At 61.6% G+C, this 14965-nt stretch carries 10 protein-coding genes; 6 read left to right on the top strand and 4 right to left on the bottom strand.

Annotation, left to right across the window (positions count from 1 at the left end):
* Positions 1-82 precede the first annotated feature (82 nt).
* Both Thiofri_RS14245 and Thiofri_RS14240 read left to right on the top strand, forming a co-directional pair.
* Entirely contained in the window at positions 83-790 is a 708-nt protein-coding gene (locus Thiofri_RS14245; protein WP_009147070.1) for a type 1 glutamine amidotransferase, read from the top strand.
* A complete protein-coding gene (locus tag Thiofri_RS14240; RefSeq protein ID WP_009147071.1) occupies positions 787-1377 on the top strand; it encodes a DNA-3-methyladenine glycosylase I in 591 nt (196 codons plus the stop codon). The genes Thiofri_RS14245 and Thiofri_RS14240 overlap by 4 nt, the downstream gene beginning before the upstream one ends.
* A 52-nt stretch (positions 1378-1429) precedes the next feature.
* Here Thiofri_RS14240 and Thiofri_RS14235 read toward each other — a convergent pair whose 3' ends face one another.
* From Thiofri_RS14235 to Thiofri_RS14225, 3 genes are all read right to left on the bottom strand, one after another.
* Positions 1430-3067 carry a methyl-accepting chemotaxis protein gene (locus Thiofri_RS14235; RefSeq protein WP_009147072.1) on the bottom strand — a complete coding sequence of 546 codons (1638 nt, stop codon included), beginning with the start codon at positions 3065-3067 and terminating at the stop codon, positions 1430-1432.
* Between the two features lie 76 nt (positions 3068-3143).
* Positions 3144-5009, bottom strand: coding sequence for an AAA family ATPase (locus tag Thiofri_RS14230; protein ID WP_143741762.1), 1866 nt, complete (start codon positions 5007-5009; stop codon positions 3144-3146).
* Positions 5010-5174: 165 nt separating this feature from the next.
* Positions 5175-7415, bottom strand: coding sequence for a tRNA(Met) cytidine acetyltransferase TmcA (locus Thiofri_RS14225; RefSeq protein ID WP_009147074.1), 2241 nt, complete (start codon positions 7413-7415; stop codon positions 5175-5177).
* A gap of 600 nt (positions 7416-8015) precedes the next feature.
* Between Thiofri_RS14225 and Thiofri_RS14220 the strand changes: the two genes are divergently transcribed.
* From Thiofri_RS14220 to Thiofri_RS14205, 4 genes are all read left to right on the top strand, one after another.
* The gene (locus tag Thiofri_RS14220) at positions 8016-9791 is read left to right on the top strand and encodes an N-acetylglutaminylglutamine amidotransferase (protein ID WP_009147075.1); all 1776 of its coding nucleotides are present in this window, start codon (positions 8016-8018) and stop codon (positions 9789-9791) included.
* 140 nt (positions 9792-9931) lie between these two features.
* Positions 9932-11686 carry an N-acetylglutaminylglutamine synthetase gene (gene ngg, locus Thiofri_RS14215; protein ID WP_009147076.1) on the top strand — a complete coding sequence of 585 codons (1755 nt, stop codon included), beginning with the start codon at positions 9932-9934 and terminating at the stop codon, positions 11684-11686.
* The gene (locus tag Thiofri_RS14210) at positions 11683-12792 is read left to right on the top strand and encodes an osmoprotectant NAGGN system M42 family peptidase (protein WP_009147077.1); all 1110 of its coding nucleotides are present in this window, start codon (positions 11683-11685) and stop codon (positions 12790-12792) included. Before ngg ends, Thiofri_RS14210 begins: the two co-directional genes overlap by 4 nt.
* A 110-nt stretch (positions 12793-12902) precedes the next feature.
* On the top strand, positions 12903-14009 hold the full coding sequence (locus Thiofri_RS14205; protein WP_143741765.1) for a PilT/PilU family type 4a pilus ATPase: 1107 nt from the start codon (positions 12903-12905) through the stop codon (positions 14007-14009).
* A 23-nt stretch (positions 14010-14032) separates the two neighbouring features.
* On the opposite strand, the gene Thiofri_RS14200 is transcribed toward Thiofri_RS14205, so the two are convergent.
* Complete coding sequence (locus tag Thiofri_RS14200) at positions 14033-14902, bottom strand: hypothetical protein (protein ID WP_323705279.1); 870 nt, start codon at positions 14900-14902, stop codon at positions 14033-14035.
* Positions 14903-14965 lie beyond the last annotated feature (63 nt).

The raw sequence follows: 14965 nt of genomic DNA, 5'->3' as shown, positions 1-14965 counted from the left end.
TCTCAACGGTCATGTTGCGTATCTGAAAGCGCGGGCAAACAATGGCTGATTTCATGGCTTCAGCCCCAAACGGAGAAACCCTATGCGTCTGCATGTGCTGCAACACGTCCCTTTTGAAGGCCCGGCGCGAATCGGCGATTGGGCCGGTCGGCGCGGGCACGCGCTCGCCACTTCGCATCTCTATGCCGGCGACCCGCCACCAGCGCTCGAAGACTTCGATGGGCTGGTGATCATGGGCGGGCCCATGAGCGTGCATGACGAGGCCGAGCACTCCTGGCTCGGTGCCGAGAAAGCCTGTATCGAAAACGCCATTGCTGCTGGTCGGCCGCTGATTGGCGTGTGCCTGGGCGCGCAATTGATCGCCCAGGCTTTGGGCGCTGCGGTCACCAAGAATGCCGAACGCGAGATTGGCTGGTTCCCGATCGAACTCACCGCCGAGGCCCAGGCCGAGCCTTGCTGCGCTGGCCTGCCAGCGCGCTTCGACGCCCTTCACTGGCATGGCGAGCGCTTCGACATCCCTGCCGGTGCGCTGCATCTCGCGCGCAGCCAGGCCTGCGACGCCCAAGCTTTTCTCTACCAGGGCCGGGTGCTCGGACTCCAGTGTCATCTGGAGTCGATGCCAGGCAGTGTCGCGGCCTTGTGCGAGCATTGTGCCGATGAACTCAGTCCCGGCCCCTTCGTGCAGACGGCGGGCGAGATGTGCGCAGCGCCACCGGCGGCCTTCGAGCAGGTTCATGCCGTGCTTGAGCAACTGCTTGACGCGGTCATGCCCAGCGGAGGTCCGGCTTGATCAACCCGGAGCCTGTGCGCTGCGGCTGGTGCGGCAGCGACCCGCTCTATGTCGCCTACCATGACCGCGAATGGGGCGTGCCCGAGCATGACGAGCGGCGGCTGTTTGAGTTCTTGCTGCTAGAGGGCGCCCAGGCCGGCCTGAGCTGGATCACCATTCTGCGCAAGCGCGAGGGCTACCGAGAAGCCTTCGCCGGGTTCGACCCCGAGCGCATTGCGGGTTTCGACCATCTGGACATCGAACGCCTGCTGGCTGATCCGGGCATCGTGCGCAACCGTCTGAAAATCGAAGCCGCCATCGGCAATGCGCGCGCCCTGCTGCGGCTTTGGGAGGCCGGCGATACACTGCATAACCGCCTGTGGCAGCAGGTCGATGGCCAGCCGCGACAGAACCGCTGGCAAAGCCTTGAGCAGGTGCCCGCAAGCACGGTGGAGTCAGACGCCATGAGCCGTGATCTGCGCGCGCTCGGATTCAAATTCGTCGGCCCAACCATCTGCTACGCCCTGATGCAGGCAGTGGGTTTGGTGAACGACCACCTGGTCAGTTGCTTCCGCCACGGCGAACTTCACGGGCGTGCCATGCGCTGAGCCGATGCCAGTTACCAATCCGCAGCACCGGATCGTCCCTCATCTCCCTGGCCTATTTCCTGATCTTGAAAAAGCCGGTTGATCGCAACAACTGCGACGATTGCGTGGAGAGATTGGTCGCTGTGGCGGACATTTCCTCGGATGCACTGGCGTTTTGTTGGATGATGCCTTCCAATTCATGGATCGCCTGATTGATCTGATCAATGCCTCGGTGTTGGGTGTGGCTGTTGGATGAAATCTCCTGGATCAATCGGGCGGTTTCCTGAATTCTCGGGACCAACTCCCGCAGCAGCGTGTCCGCTTTGTCTGATATCTGAACGCTGGAGGAGGCGATCTGGGTGATTTCGCTCGCAGCTGTCTGGCTGCGTTCGGCCAGTTTCCGCACCTCGGTCGCCACCACCGCGAAGCCTTTGCCGTGCTGTCCGGCCCGCGCGGCCTCAATGGCGGCATTGAGAGCCAGCAGGTTGGTCTGGTAAGCGATCTCTTCGACGACTGAAATTTTCTCGGCTATTTGTTTCATCGCCGCCACCGATTCCTTCACCGCTTGGCCGCTTTCCTGCGCATCGGCAGCCGCGCGTGAGGAAATCTGCTCCGTCTGCGCCGAATTTTCAGTATTACTTGCAACCTGCTGCGACATTTGGTCCATTGAGGCGCTGGTCTGCTCGATACTGACGGCTTGTCGGGAGGCACCGTCGGCAATCTGTGCGCCGGCGGCGGATAGTTCCTCGCTACAGGCCGAGACGCTTTCCGCTGAGGAAATCACCTCTTGCAGAATCTCCGACAACTTAGCGGCTGCCTGATTGAGCGCCTTGCCGGCCTGACCAACCTCGTCGTTACACTCGGTGGCGACCTTGACTGATAGATTGCCCTGGGCAAGCTGGGTCAGACCACCAGCAATGGCAACCACGGGTTGCTGCACGAAACGGCGGATGACGCTGACAAAAATGCCACCGCCAATCACCAGAATGCCAAGAATCAGCGCGCCGACCTTCAGCAGCGCCTGTCGTTGGGCCGCGTGCAGTTCGGACAGGGGCGCTGTCAGCGTCAGCAGGCCCACCTGTTCGCCAATCTGCCAGTCCTCCAGCTCAAACCCGAAGACGTCTTTGTCATCCCCGAGCGGGTTGGTCTGGGGCGTGCCGTGACAGACCAGGCAACCGGTATCGGCCTTGATTGCTCGGGCGAAGAGAAATTGACCGCTCTCCTCGTCCCTAAGCGAGAGCTCGCTGCGCTGTTCTTGCTGCATGCGCTCGAGCAGACGCAGTTCAGCCGGTGTCGCCTGGGCCTTGGGGTCGCGCGGTCGGGTGCGTTTGGCCGCCCGCAGCTTGAACCCCGCCTCCTCGGCTGCGTGCGCGCCCGTTTCGAGCATCATGATCACCGGAATCACCTTGTGGAGCTTGGTCTCCCGAGCGCAGGCAAGGCGTGCGGCGCGATCGGTTTCCTCGCGGCAGCGCTGCGCGTCTTTCCAGACTTCCTCTTTGAACAGGCTGTCTTGCCAGGTTTCTCCCATCTGGCGGCGGATGGCTTCGCCTTGGGCCAGAATTGACTGGGACACCAGCGTTTTCTCTGCCAGAAAGTCGTCGACGATGGTGTCGATCAGCAGGCTGCCGAACAGGAGCATGGCGGCCAGGAAGATCACGGAAAACAGCCCGATAATTTTCAGGGAGAAATTCAGATCTCGAAACCATTTCATCATGTTGCTCCGAGGCGTGTGCCTGGCGTAAGGGCGGGGGTGGCTGCTTGAAGATGATTGCTCTATGTAAACCGGGCTAAGCGCTGACCTGGAGCTGATGCACACCAACATGCGTTAGCGGAATCCCCCAGCCCTGGGTGTTGCAGGCATCGATCAGAATGCCCTGGATGCTGGCCTGGATGATTGGCGTCATGGGTGCTGCCTCGCCGGCAAGGTCGAGGTGAATTAGATAATCCAGGGACGAGCCGCTGGCCTGGGCGAAAAGCACATTAATCGCTTTGATGGCGTTCGCGGCTGGTTTTTCGACTCCTGCGTTTTCGAGTACCTTGGCGAGTGCTTTGTCCAGGGCGTCGCGCATGCGCTTGGGGACTTCGGTGGTGGCAATGGCCTGATGGCGGTAGTCGATGCCAAAGCGACTGATGATGCGGAATCCTTGCGAGAGTTTGCGTGGATTGAGCGCGATAAAGCCATCGGCGGGGTAGCGCACTTCGGCGCCGCCGGGCTCTTGCAGCATAACGCTGGCGGGGCTTTGGTGGATGACCTGGCCGAGGCGACCGTCGGCCAGCTCGACCCAATCGCCGCTTTCGGTCGGGAACCAGGGCTCTTCTTCGCCGGGCGGACGGGAGATGTGCCCAACCAGGTGCTTGACTGGCATCTGCTGGACGCCGCCATCGAGTAGCGGATTAACCAGCCTGGCGGTGAAGGCCAGGGATTCTACTCGGTAGGGCAAGCCGTTGAAGACCAAACGCTCGCCCTCGCGCACCGGGCCAATGTTCAAAATGAGTTTGACCGTCTCGATCTGGCTCGGCAGGGTGTTGATGCTGGCCCAGCCGATGCCGATCAAAAAGATCAAAATAATGCCGAGCATGAACCAGTCGCCGGCCATATTGAACACGATCAGCATGGCGATCAGACCGCCGAGCACGCTGAAGACGTGCAACAGCAGGGTGGTCAGGCGGGTGCTGAAGCGGTTTTCCGCCGCTGGTGAGATCCGGCGCAGCGCATTGGCCAGCCAGCGCACGCCGATGAAGACCAGCGCGAAGGCGGCGATCGCCAGCACCAGATTCAACCCCCGGGTGCGCACGAAGCGCTTGGCGTAGCCCGTGGTTTCCTCCAGCATCGACTGGCGTTGTTCCAGGCGCTTGTTGAGCTGCAACTCCAGGGCCGCGTAGCTGTTGCTGCTGTCGGTGGCGATGCGTTGCCAATTCGCGAGTCGTTCTTGCAAGCGCTCTTGCAGCGCAGCGTTGGGCTCTTGCGCGAGCAGGGTTTGGAGTCGTTCGGTTGCCTCGGTGGCCAGGGTCTTGCGCTCCTCGACCTCGCTCATCTGTGCGCGTAATTCGCCGATGGCGCGCGATTCCTTGGTCGCGTTTTCCAACTCCGCAATGATGGGTTTGAGCAGTTTGCTCAGCTCATCCTGCCAGTTGAAGGGCTTTTCTTCCTCATCAATGAAAGGACGCAGATCGATATTGACGGCGAATTTCTCGAACTGACGGCGTTGTTCCTCAAGCTCGTCCTTCAGCGCGCGTAGCCGCTCGGTGAGATCCTGCTGGGTGACGCTGTCCTCGGCGGCGATGAGTTGCTGCTGCACCTCGCTGACCTGTTGCTCTTTGCTAGTCAGGGCGCGGTCGAGGGCTTCGAGCGAGCGCAGTTCATCGGCGCTTGGGGCTTCGCTGGTTTTGGGTTGCAGCGGGTTGGTGGCGAGAGCATCGCTTTCCGGTGGGGGTGGTGGTTCCAGTTCCAGCTCCGATGCAGGCTCTGGCGTCAGCACCGGTCCTGGCTGCGCATCTGGACTGGCCGTGGTGTCGGTCAGTGTGTTTGGCCTGTCTGGCGCCAGCGTGCTTTCGCCCTCAGGCTCGGCGGCGAGCTGGCCGGCGATGAAGGTCAGGCTGAGAGCTAGCAGGAGCGGTTGGATGGCTTGAGGGCGGAGCGTCATGTGATGCATTTTCAGATTTCCAATCATGGCGGCTCTTGGCGCGTGATGCTGGATTTTGACATCAGGCCCATTGCAACTGGTGAAGGGCGACGACGCCAAGGCTGAGAGCCCGTTGCTGAAATCCCGACGCTGACATCAATCTTCTGCTCATAGCATATTACAGTTCAAAGCGCATCAAAGCGCGTCCAGAAGGGTCGCGGTGATTTGACGGAGCTGTTTAATCACAGCGGCGCGCCCGGATTGGCCGCAGCGGGGGGCGATCTGTTCGGGCGGATGTTGCTGGAGCGCGGCGGCGATGAAGCACTCGGCTTGGGGTTGGCTCAGGCTTATGGTGTCGGCCACCTCAGAGAATGAAGCCCTGTGATTCACGCCAAGGCGACACTGTGCAAGCGCCCGGGCCAAGGGATGGGGAGCCAGTTGGGCGAGTGCGGGGAGGGCGGCTTCGAGGCTGCGCTGGTGGTGGGCGAAGCTGTGCAGCTCGGCTTTAATTTGAGCCGGCAGCCGCGCTTTTTGCGCGCAATCAGGCTGATCAGCGCTGCCGGCGCGCAGCAGTTCGACCACCAGGGCTGGATCAAGCTCGCGCAGCCGACCGGGTAGCAGACGTGGCAGGCGGTCGGTGAACTGGGCGCGGGCTTGGGCGAGCAGTTCTTGGCCGGGCGGGCTGAGTGCGCGCAGGACCACGGCGGCATGGGCGCCGGTGGCGGCATTGCGGTGACTGCCGAGCTGCACCGGGATGAAGTCGCAGGCGTGCCAGAAGGCGAGTAGCTCCGGGGTGGCGCCGAAGCTGGCGCCGATCAGGTCGCAGCCGTCGGCGCTGGCCTGATCGATCATCTGATGCAGGAGCGCGCGGCCATGGCCCTGACGCTCTGCCGCCGGATGCACGGCGATGCGCACAATGCGGGCGTATTGGAGCCGGGGTGCGCCCATCAGACCGGCGTGCGCGGAGAGGGTCTGGGGCAGTAGATGCCCGCGCGGGCGGCGCTCGCCGGCGAAAATGGCGGCGCTCAAGGCGTCATCGAATGCGCCTTCTTTGGCAACCAGGGCGGTGGCGAGTAGGGTGTCTCCGCGCCTGAGGATGGTCAGACTCAGATTTGGCCCATCGAGCAGATGGCGCAGATCGTTCGGGCGGGTCTGGTAGTGCGCGAGCATCAGCAGGCCGAAGAGCTGGCGCAGGCGCTCTTCCTGTCGGCTCAATTCCGTGCGCTCGATGAGTTCTGCGCGCAGCGGCTGATTGGAGCTGGCTTTGATCTGATCATCTGTGGCTGGCTCGGCGTCGAGCAGCAGCAGGCGGTCGATCAAGGCTTCCAGCGGGTCGCTGGCAGCGAAGCGCACCGGTTGCTTGAGTATGAGATGGCGCCAGCCGGGTCTGCTCTGGTCAAGCAGCGGGAGGAAGCGCAGCGCGAAGCCGCGACCGGTGCCCTCGTAGCCTTGGGTGGTGGTGGCAAAGACGATGCGCGGATAGCGTACGACCAGTTCCCGCAGCAGCGGTGCGGGGATGCCGGCGGCCTCATCGACCAGAAGCAGGTCGGTCGCGGGCTGGTCGCGACAGATTTGGTCGGGCGGCAGGAAGTGCGGGCATGGTGGGTCTTGCTGGTGTTTTTCGCCAGCCCCGGCTTGCTCGAGCAGAGTGCGGGCGGCGCGATAGCGGGGGGCCGTGACCAGCACACGCGTTTGCTCTGTGTCGCACAATGCGGCTGCAGCCAGGCCGAGTGCGGTCGATTTGCCGCGCCCGCGCCCGGCGCTGATAACCAGCGGGCGCGGGTCGGTCGCGGTCATCAGCGCACGGATGGCGGCGATGACCTGCTGCTGTTCGGGGGTGATCGAGCTGATCCCGACTCGGCGAATCCGTTCGTCTGTGCAGGGGGAATGCCCACGGGCTTGTTCGGAGGCATTGTCTGAGCCCGTAGTCGGGAGTTGGGCGATGCGCCGGCTCCCAGGGGCATCTTCCAGCAGAGCGGCCATGCGGGTGAGGAAGCCATGCCCGACATCCTCGGGCCGGTAGGGATGGGTTGCGATGCGCGCAGCGGCGGGATCGGGAAATTTAGACCACTGGTCCAGTGGTGGGCCGAGCAGCAGCAGCAGACCGCCGCCGCGCAGGGCGCCAGCCGCAGCGGCCAGGGCGTCGGCGTCCAGGCCAGCGAAGAGGTCGTAAATGATTAGCTCGGACTCGCTGCCGAGCAGTCTCTGGGCGGCTGTGATCAGTTGGCCTTGGCCCGAGGGATGGCGGCCGAGCCAGTGAACCGGCCATTGCGAGCGCTGATCCGCCGTCAAGGCGGCAACAATGTTCTGCGCGGTTGCCAGCGTCCAGTCAGCCTCGCCCTCAAGTAGCAGCAGCCGGCGCTGGTGGTAGACGCGCGCCTGCTGGCGCAGGGCCAGGGCGGTGTTGATGGTCTTGTCCGGCGTGGGGACCTTCATTGGCGGCGGTTTGGGCTTGATGCCGGCACCGGAGTGGCCGGGACTCTGGGCGTTAGGGTGGCATCGAACATGCTTATTTTTCGGATTAGATTACAGAAATCAGAGGGCTGACAGCGAAGATTGCTCGGCATCATGCCTGTTTGGGGCTTTGGAGAGCGAACCATGGCGCCCGGCATACCAGAACCCGGGTGCCGGGGATGCATGCTGGAAGTGTGTGAGCGCATCAGTTAGAATGGCATGGCAAGGACGGAGAAGTCTACGGATACTTGCGTGGCCTTATAGAATGCGAAATCTTCCCGATATATTATAAAACTTTTCGTGATCCGTTTTTAACTCATGGCGCCCAAAAAGCGCCCGGACCGCTCATTGATCAACATGCTCCGCGATGGTGCGCGCGATAGTGCAAGGGTGCGCGTCAAGGGTGCATTGGCCGGTCGTTTGCGCTCCCTGGTTAATCTAAGGTCAATCAAACAGCAATGCCATCGCGCCAGCGACCATCTTGCGTCCGGACTTTGGTCCTCAGACTCATTCGCCGCCCGACTTGGGCGTGACAGCAAATCTCAACGGCACGCGCGCGACAGCGGCAGGGAGTAACCTCAGATGTGTGGAATTTGCGGAGAAATCCGCTTCGATAACAAACCCATTGATCTCGCCGCCCTGGCTGCAATCAATGACCAGATGGCGCCGCGCGGGCCGGATGGCCGCGGGCTGTTTCAGCAGGGTGCGCTGGCCCTTGGTCACCGGCGTCTGAGCATTATCGATCTCAGCACCCATGCCGCCCAGCCCATGGTCGATAACACCCTGGGGCTGAGCGTGGCCTTCAACGGCTGCATCTACAACTACCAATCTTTGCGCGAAGAGCTCATCGGCAAGGGTTATCAGTTCTTCTCCCATGGCGACACCGAGGTGGTGCTTAAGGCCTTTCACGCCTGGGGCGAGCGCTGTGTGGAGCGCTTTCATGGCATGTTCGCCTTTGCGGTGGCGGAGCGTGACAGCGGCCGGCTGACCCTGGTGCGCGATCGCTTAGGAATCAAGCCGCTGTATTTGGCCGAGGTACCGGGCGGTCTGCGCTTTGCCTCCAGCCTGCCGGCGCTGCTCGCCGGCGGCGGCATCGAGACCGATCTCGACCCGGTTGCGCTGCACTATTACATGCATTTTCATTCCGTGGTGCCGGCGCCTTACACCATTTTGCGCGGGGTGCGTAAGCTGCCGCCAGCGAGCATCCGTGTCATCGAGGCAGATGGCCGCTCGCGCGAGCACTGCTACTGGGAGCCGCAATTTGAAGCTCAGACCGGAGACGCCGAGCGCAGCGAGCAGGACTGGCAGGCGCTGGTGCTAGAGTCTTTGCGCACCGCGGTCGACCGCCGGTTGGTGGCAGATGTGGATGTCGGCGTGCTGCTCTCCGGAGGGCTCGATTCCAGCCTCATCGTTGGCCTGCTGGCCGAGCAGGGGCAGACCGGGCTCAATACCTTCTCGGTCGGCTTCGAGACGGTCGGCAGCGAGGTGGGCGATGAGTTCCAGTACTCGGACATTATCGCCAAGCACTACGGCACCAAGCATCACAAGATTCAGGTCGATTCCAACTCCCGGCTGCTGCCAAATCTGCCTGGCTGCGTGCGCGCCATGGCCGAGCCCATGGTCAGCCATGACGTGATCGGCTTTTATCTGCTCTCACAAGAAGTGGCCAAGCATGTGAAGGTGGTGCAGAGCGGGCAGGGCGCCGATGAAGTCTTCGGTGGCTATCACTGGTATCCGCCCATGGTGGGCAGTGCCGATCCTCTGGGGGATTACGCGCGTGCCTTCTGCGATCGCGATCATGCGGAGTTCTGCCAGGCAGTGCATCCGCGTTTTCATGACGATGATCACAGCCGGGATTTCATCCGCATGAACTTCGCCAAGTCCGGAGCCGAGGCGCCGGTCGATAAGGCACTGCGCATCGATCAGACCATCATGCTGGTCGATGACCCGGTCAAGCGCGTGGATAACATGACCATGGCCTGGGGGCTGGAGGCGCGGGTGCCTTTCCTTGACCACGAACTGGTCGAGCTGGCGGCGCGGGTGCCAGATGGGCTCAAGCTGGCCGATGAGGGCAAGGGCATCCTCAAAGCCATTGGCCGCAAGGTGATCCCGTCCGAGGTAATCGACAGGCCCAAGGGCTATTTTCCGGTGCCGGCGCTGAAATATCTGCGTGGTGAGGTGCTGGAGATGGTGCGCGGCGTGGTGACCTCGCCGCGCGCCCGCGAGCGCGAGCTGTTTCAGCCGGACTATGTCGATCAGCTGCTGGCGGCGCCTGAGGAGCACATCACACCCTTGCGTGGCTCCAAGCTGTGGCAGGTGGCGCTGCTGAATTTGTGGTTGGATGAGCAGGGGCTTTAGCCCATTTCCGAATCACGGCGGACCGCCTGGCCGGTCCTGACGGGGCGAGAATCCATCTGCCCCCTCCCATTACTGCGAATCACACGGATGCATTATCCGGGGTGGTCGGGACCATGAGCGTTAGGAACGCGGGAGTATTTATGGCGATCAGAGACCGCACCCATCATCGGCTCGCGCGCAAGAATGCGCCAACCCTGACCAACTGGCAGCCGAAAGCGCGGGAACGCGAGCAGCATGTGCCAGCTAACGACAAGGTGGTCGATTGTGGCTGGGGCCGGCTGATTTTCGGCCAGACCTTCTCCGATCTGGCGCAACTGGCGCGTTCGCTGCAGGAAGAGCGCCCCGGCAAGCGCGATGTGGCGCTTTATCTGCGCGACCCGCACGTGGTGCTTTCTTTTGCGCCCCAGGATTTGTTTCTTGACCCCTCCCATACCTTTCGGCTGTGGCTGGAGCGTTATCATTATTCTTCGCGCCGGCCCAAGGGCTTTGTGGTGCGCCTGCTCAACAGCCGCAGCGATGCCGAGGCAATCCATCGGCTGTATTGCGCCCGGCGCATGGTGCCGCCGCCGCCGGAGTTTATCTGGGAGAATCATGCCTCCAAGGTGCTGCACTTTTGGGTGGCCGAGGATGAACAGGACGGTTCTATTCTGGGCGCGGTCAATGGCGTCGATCATGTCGAGGCCTTTGGCGATCAGGAAAACGGTGCCAGCCTGTGGGCGCTGGCGGTGGACTCGCAGGCACCCTATCCCGGTATCGGCGAGACTCTGGTGCGACAAGTGGCGGAGTTTTTCCAGGCGCGCGGGCGGTCATTTCTCGATTTGTCGGTGATGCACGACAACAAACAGGCCATCCGTCTGTACGAGAAACTTGGTTTCGAGCGGGTGCCGGTCTTCGCGCTCAAGAACAAAAACGCCTTTAACGAGCCGTTGTTTATTGGCCGTCAGCCGGTGGCCGATCTCAATATTTACGCCGCCATTATCGTCAACGAGGCACGCCGGCGCGGCATTGGCACCGAGGTCATCGATGCCGAGGGTGGCTATTTCGCGCTCAGCCTCGGCGGTCGGCGCATCGTTTGTCGCGAATCCTTAAGCGAACTGACCACGGCCGTGGCCATGAGCCGTTGTGATGACAAGGCCGTTACTCATCGTCTGCTGCATCGGGTTGGCTTGCGGGTGCCAGAGCAGATCAAGGTCGAGGCGCTCGACCAGGCTGAGGCCTTCTTGTCCAAGCAGGGCAGTGTGGTGGTCAAGCCGACCCGGGGCGAGCAGGGGGCCGGGATCAGCGTGGATGTGCGCGATGCCGCCGAGCTGGAACGGGCGATTAAGCGCGCGCGGCGGATTTCCGACACTGTGATTCTGGAAGAATTCGTTAGCGGCGATGATTTGCGTATCATTGTCATCAACTTTGAAGTGGTGGCCGCCGCTATCCGCAAGCCGGCGCAGGTCGTTGGCACCGGGCGGCACAAGGTGGGCGAGTTGATTCATCTGCAAAGCCGCCGCCGGCGCGCCGCGACCGGTGGCGAGAGTGCTATCCCGCTCGATGATGAGACCGAGCGCTGCGTGCAACAGGCCGGGTATCGAATGGACGCCATGCTGCCTTATGGCGAAGTGCTACAGGTGCGCAAAACGGCTAATTTACACACCGGTGGCACCATTCATGATGTGACTGCCAAGCTGCACCCAGAGCTGAAAAAAGCCGCCAAGGCGGCGGCGCGGGCGCTGGATATCCCGGTCACCGGGCTGGATTTCATCGTGCCCTCGGTAGCCGAGCCGGAGTATGTCATCATTGAGGCCAACGAACGGCCGGGGCTGGCCAATCACGAGCCCCAGCCGACAGCGGAGCGTTTTGTCGATCTGCTGTTCCCGCAAACTATTCCGCGTGAGGTACCCGTTTGAAGCAGCTTTCGATTGATCTCGAGTATCTGCAAGATATTCTGTTTAAGCTTCTGTTCACCCCCAGTCCAGCCGGCTATACCGACAGAGTGGTGCACTTGGTGTGCGAGGAGCTGGAGCGCCTTGGCGTTCCTTTTGAGCTGACCCGCCGCGGTGCCATTCGCGCCACCCTGAAAGGTGAGATGGAGCGGCCCAACAAAGCCGTGGTGGCGCACATCGACACCCTGGGCGCCATGGTCAAGGCGCTCAAGCCCAATGGACGACTGGAGTTGGTGGCTGTCGGTCACTGGAATTCCCGCTTCGCCGAGGGCGCGCGCTGTACGCTGTTCACCGACATCGGCCAGCATCGCGGCACCATTTTGCCGTTGAAAGCCTCCGGCCACACCTTTGGCCCCGAGATTGACAACCAGCCCGGCGGCTGGCAGAACGTCGAGTTTCGCATCGACGAGCGCGTCTCCACCCTGGCCGATTTGCTGCAACTTGGTGTGCATGTTGGAGACTTCGTCGCGATCGATACCCAGCCCGAGATCACCGCGACGGGATTTATCAATTCGCGCCATCTCGACGACAAGGCCGGCGCCGCCGTGCTGCTGGCGGCGGTCAAGGCCGTGGTCGAGCAGGACGCGCGCTTGCCGGTGAACTGCCATCCGCTGTTCACCATCTCAGAGGAAGTCGGCTCGGGCGCCTCCGCTGCGCTGCACAAGGACGTCGCCGAGATGCTGACGATTGATAACGGCACCACGGCACCGGGTCAGAACTCCAGTGAATTTGGCGTCACCATTTGCATGGCCGACATGGGCGGTCCCTTCGATTACCACCTGACCCATCGTATCATTCAGATTTGTCAGGAGTTTTATATCCCTCACCAGCGCGACATTTTCCGCTACTATCGCTCCGACAGTGCCGCCGCGCTTGAGGCGGGCAATGACGTGCGTACAGCGCTGGTTACCTTTGGTATTGATGCCTCCCATGGATATGAGCGTATCCATCAGGACGCCCTGGAATCCCTCGCCGAACTGGTCGCCATTTACATGCAGAGCCCACCGCTTTACGCCCGTGATCGCTACGAGATGGGACCACGCGCCGGATTTCCGACAGTGCCTGGCTGATGCGTTATGGTCTTCGCGCGTCGCCGCGACAAGCGGGCGTTGCTTTGCCACCCTGTTCGAGTCCCTGTACGGGCGTGCTTGGGCCGCCTTTTACCTGTGAGGATAATCCTTTGGACTTTAAGCAATTACTTGCAACCATGGTCGCGCAACAGGCATCCGACCTATTCATTACAGCGCATCTGCCGCCGAGCTTGAAGATCGAGGGTGTCATCAAGCCGGTTGAGAATGCCGCGCCCTTGGCAGGGGCGGATGTCCGCACCCTGGTGTTTGGGGTGATGAGCGATAAACAGCGCGCTGAGTTCGAGGAAAGCCACGAATGCCAGTTTGCGCTTGTAGTAGAAGGCGTCGGGCGCTTTCGGGTCAGCGCCTTCATGGAGCGCGACCGTCCGGGTATGGTGCTGCGACGCATTGAGTCGCGCGTGCCGACGGTCGAGGAACTCAACCTGCCCCCGATGCTGGTGGAGCTTTCCAACGCCAGTCGCGGACTGTTGCTGCTGGTTGGCGGCAATTCGTCCGGCAAATCAACTTCGTTGGCGGCGCTGATTGGGCACCGCAACCGCCATACGAATGGGCACATCATCACCATCGAAGACCCGATTGAATTTCTCCATGAACATGATGGATGTATTGTTACTCAGAGGGAGGTTGGTGTAGATACCGATGCGGTTGAGGTCGCCCTGCATCATTCGCTGCGTCAGGCACCGGATGTGGTCATGATTGGCGAGATTCGCAGCCGCCGGGCGTTGGAAGAGGTGATCTCTTTCGTCGAGGCCGGGCATCTGGTGCTCTCGAGCATCCATGCGCAAAATTACCGGCAGGCGCTTGATCGCATGGTTAATCTCTTTCCCGAGGATTCCCGCCGGCAGATATTGTCGGAACTGGGGCTGAATCTGGTGGGGATCGTCGGGCAAATGCTGGTGCCTTGCAAGGACGATGGCGGTGTGTTGCCAGCGTTCGAGATTCTGGTGAACACCCCGCTGGTGGCCGAGACCATCCGGCGCGATGATTTCGACTCCCTGAAGGAGATCATGCTCAGGAATTTCGATCAGGGTATGTCAACCTTCGATAACAGCTTGTTCCAGCTCTATCGTGATGGACGCGTGTCGATGGATGAAGCCCTGAACCATGCCGAATCGCGCAACGATGTGCGGCTGATGATGAAAATGCACGACCGCGAAGTTGGCGTGCGAGAGCGTCAGGCCGAGCGTCAGAAATAACAGATATCGAAAATAGACCCGTTTCAAAGCGCTGGCGCGCGCGAGTCAAGGAAGGTGCGGCGGAATTGATCGCATTTGCCGAGCAGGTCGCGCGCACTTTTGGGCATGGGCACCCGGGCGCGAACGATATTGGTCACTAGCGCAGTGCCGGCATTTAGAATGCGGTTACCCTCCTGAGCCTCGTGAATTTCCTTGAGTGAGGGCGCCGGAGAGAGTCGCGGCTGAATGTTCTGCAGCCGATCGCGTGCCACGACAAAAGCCGGCCAGACCTTGAAAATGGCCGGATCGGTGCGCAAGATCTCGGTCTTGCGCTTGGCGGCCTCGCCAAACTCAAGCAGCAGCGGCTTGATGTCGGGCATCTGCGTGCTACCCTCAAAGGTCGCTGTCAGGGTGGCAGTGATACGATCAACATCGCGCATGGTCTGGGCGATCTTGATATAACGGCTCTCGTAGAAAGCGGCGATCGGCTGGCTAAATGCCTTGAAGGGCTCGCCCCACAGCTCGTCGATGCCTTCATCCCCGCCACGGTGGCGCACCATCTGGCCAAGGTCCAATGCCTCGAGCAGATAATCGCCGCATTCGCGCATTAGCGCATTGTCGGGTTCAATTTCAACGCCGTCGGCCTGGAGCTCGACCAGTTTGGTAAAAATGGCCGCAGCGCGGTTGAACAGGGCGCCGGCCAGCATGGCGCCATTGACGCGCTTGCGTTCCGGGTCGTTCTCGCGCTGATAGGCCTCGCGCGCCTCGGCCAGACGGATGCCGGGGATATTAACCCCGTGCTCGACGTGGTTGAACAGCCGTCGCGTCAGCGCCTCGATTAGCGCCTTTTTGGCTTCCAGGCTCTCGGGCGGGGGCTCGTAGTGCTTGACCCAGTATCCGTCATAGTAGCTCACGTTTCGGAGTTCAAAAATCGCGCTTTTGTTAAATCAAGTCTCTGTTTATTAAGCAAAAGCGGC

It is taken from the genome of Thiorhodovibrio frisius (genome assembly GCF_033954835.1).
Taxonomy (GTDB): domain Bacteria; phylum Pseudomonadota; class Gammaproteobacteria; order Chromatiales; family Chromatiaceae; genus Thiorhodovibrio; species Thiorhodovibrio frisius.
This window is presented reverse-complemented; position numbering and strand designations above follow the sequence as displayed.

Coding starts and splice junctions, on each gene's coding strand:
- Thiofri_RS14245 (WP_009147070.1), top strand. CDS start 83: ATGCGTCTGCATGTGCTGCAACACGTCCCTTTTGAAGGCCCGGCGCGA.
- Thiofri_RS14235 (WP_009147072.1), bottom strand. CDS start 3,067: ATGAAATGGTTTCGAGATCTGAATTTCTCCCTGAAAATTATCGGGCTG.
- Thiofri_RS14230 (WP_143741762.1), bottom strand. CDS start 5,009: ATGCATCACATGACGCTCCGCCCTCAAGCCATCCAACCGCTCCTGCTA.
- Thiofri_RS14225 (WP_009147074.1), bottom strand. CDS start 7,415: ATGAAGGTCCCCACGCCGGACAAGACCATCAACACCGCCCTGGCCCTG.
- Thiofri_RS14220 (WP_009147075.1), top strand. CDS start 8,016: ATGTGTGGAATTTGCGGAGAAATCCGCTTCGATAACAAACCCATTGAT.
- ngg (WP_009147076.1), top strand. CDS start 9,932: ATGGCGATCAGAGACCGCACCCATCATCGGCTCGCGCGCAAGAATGCG.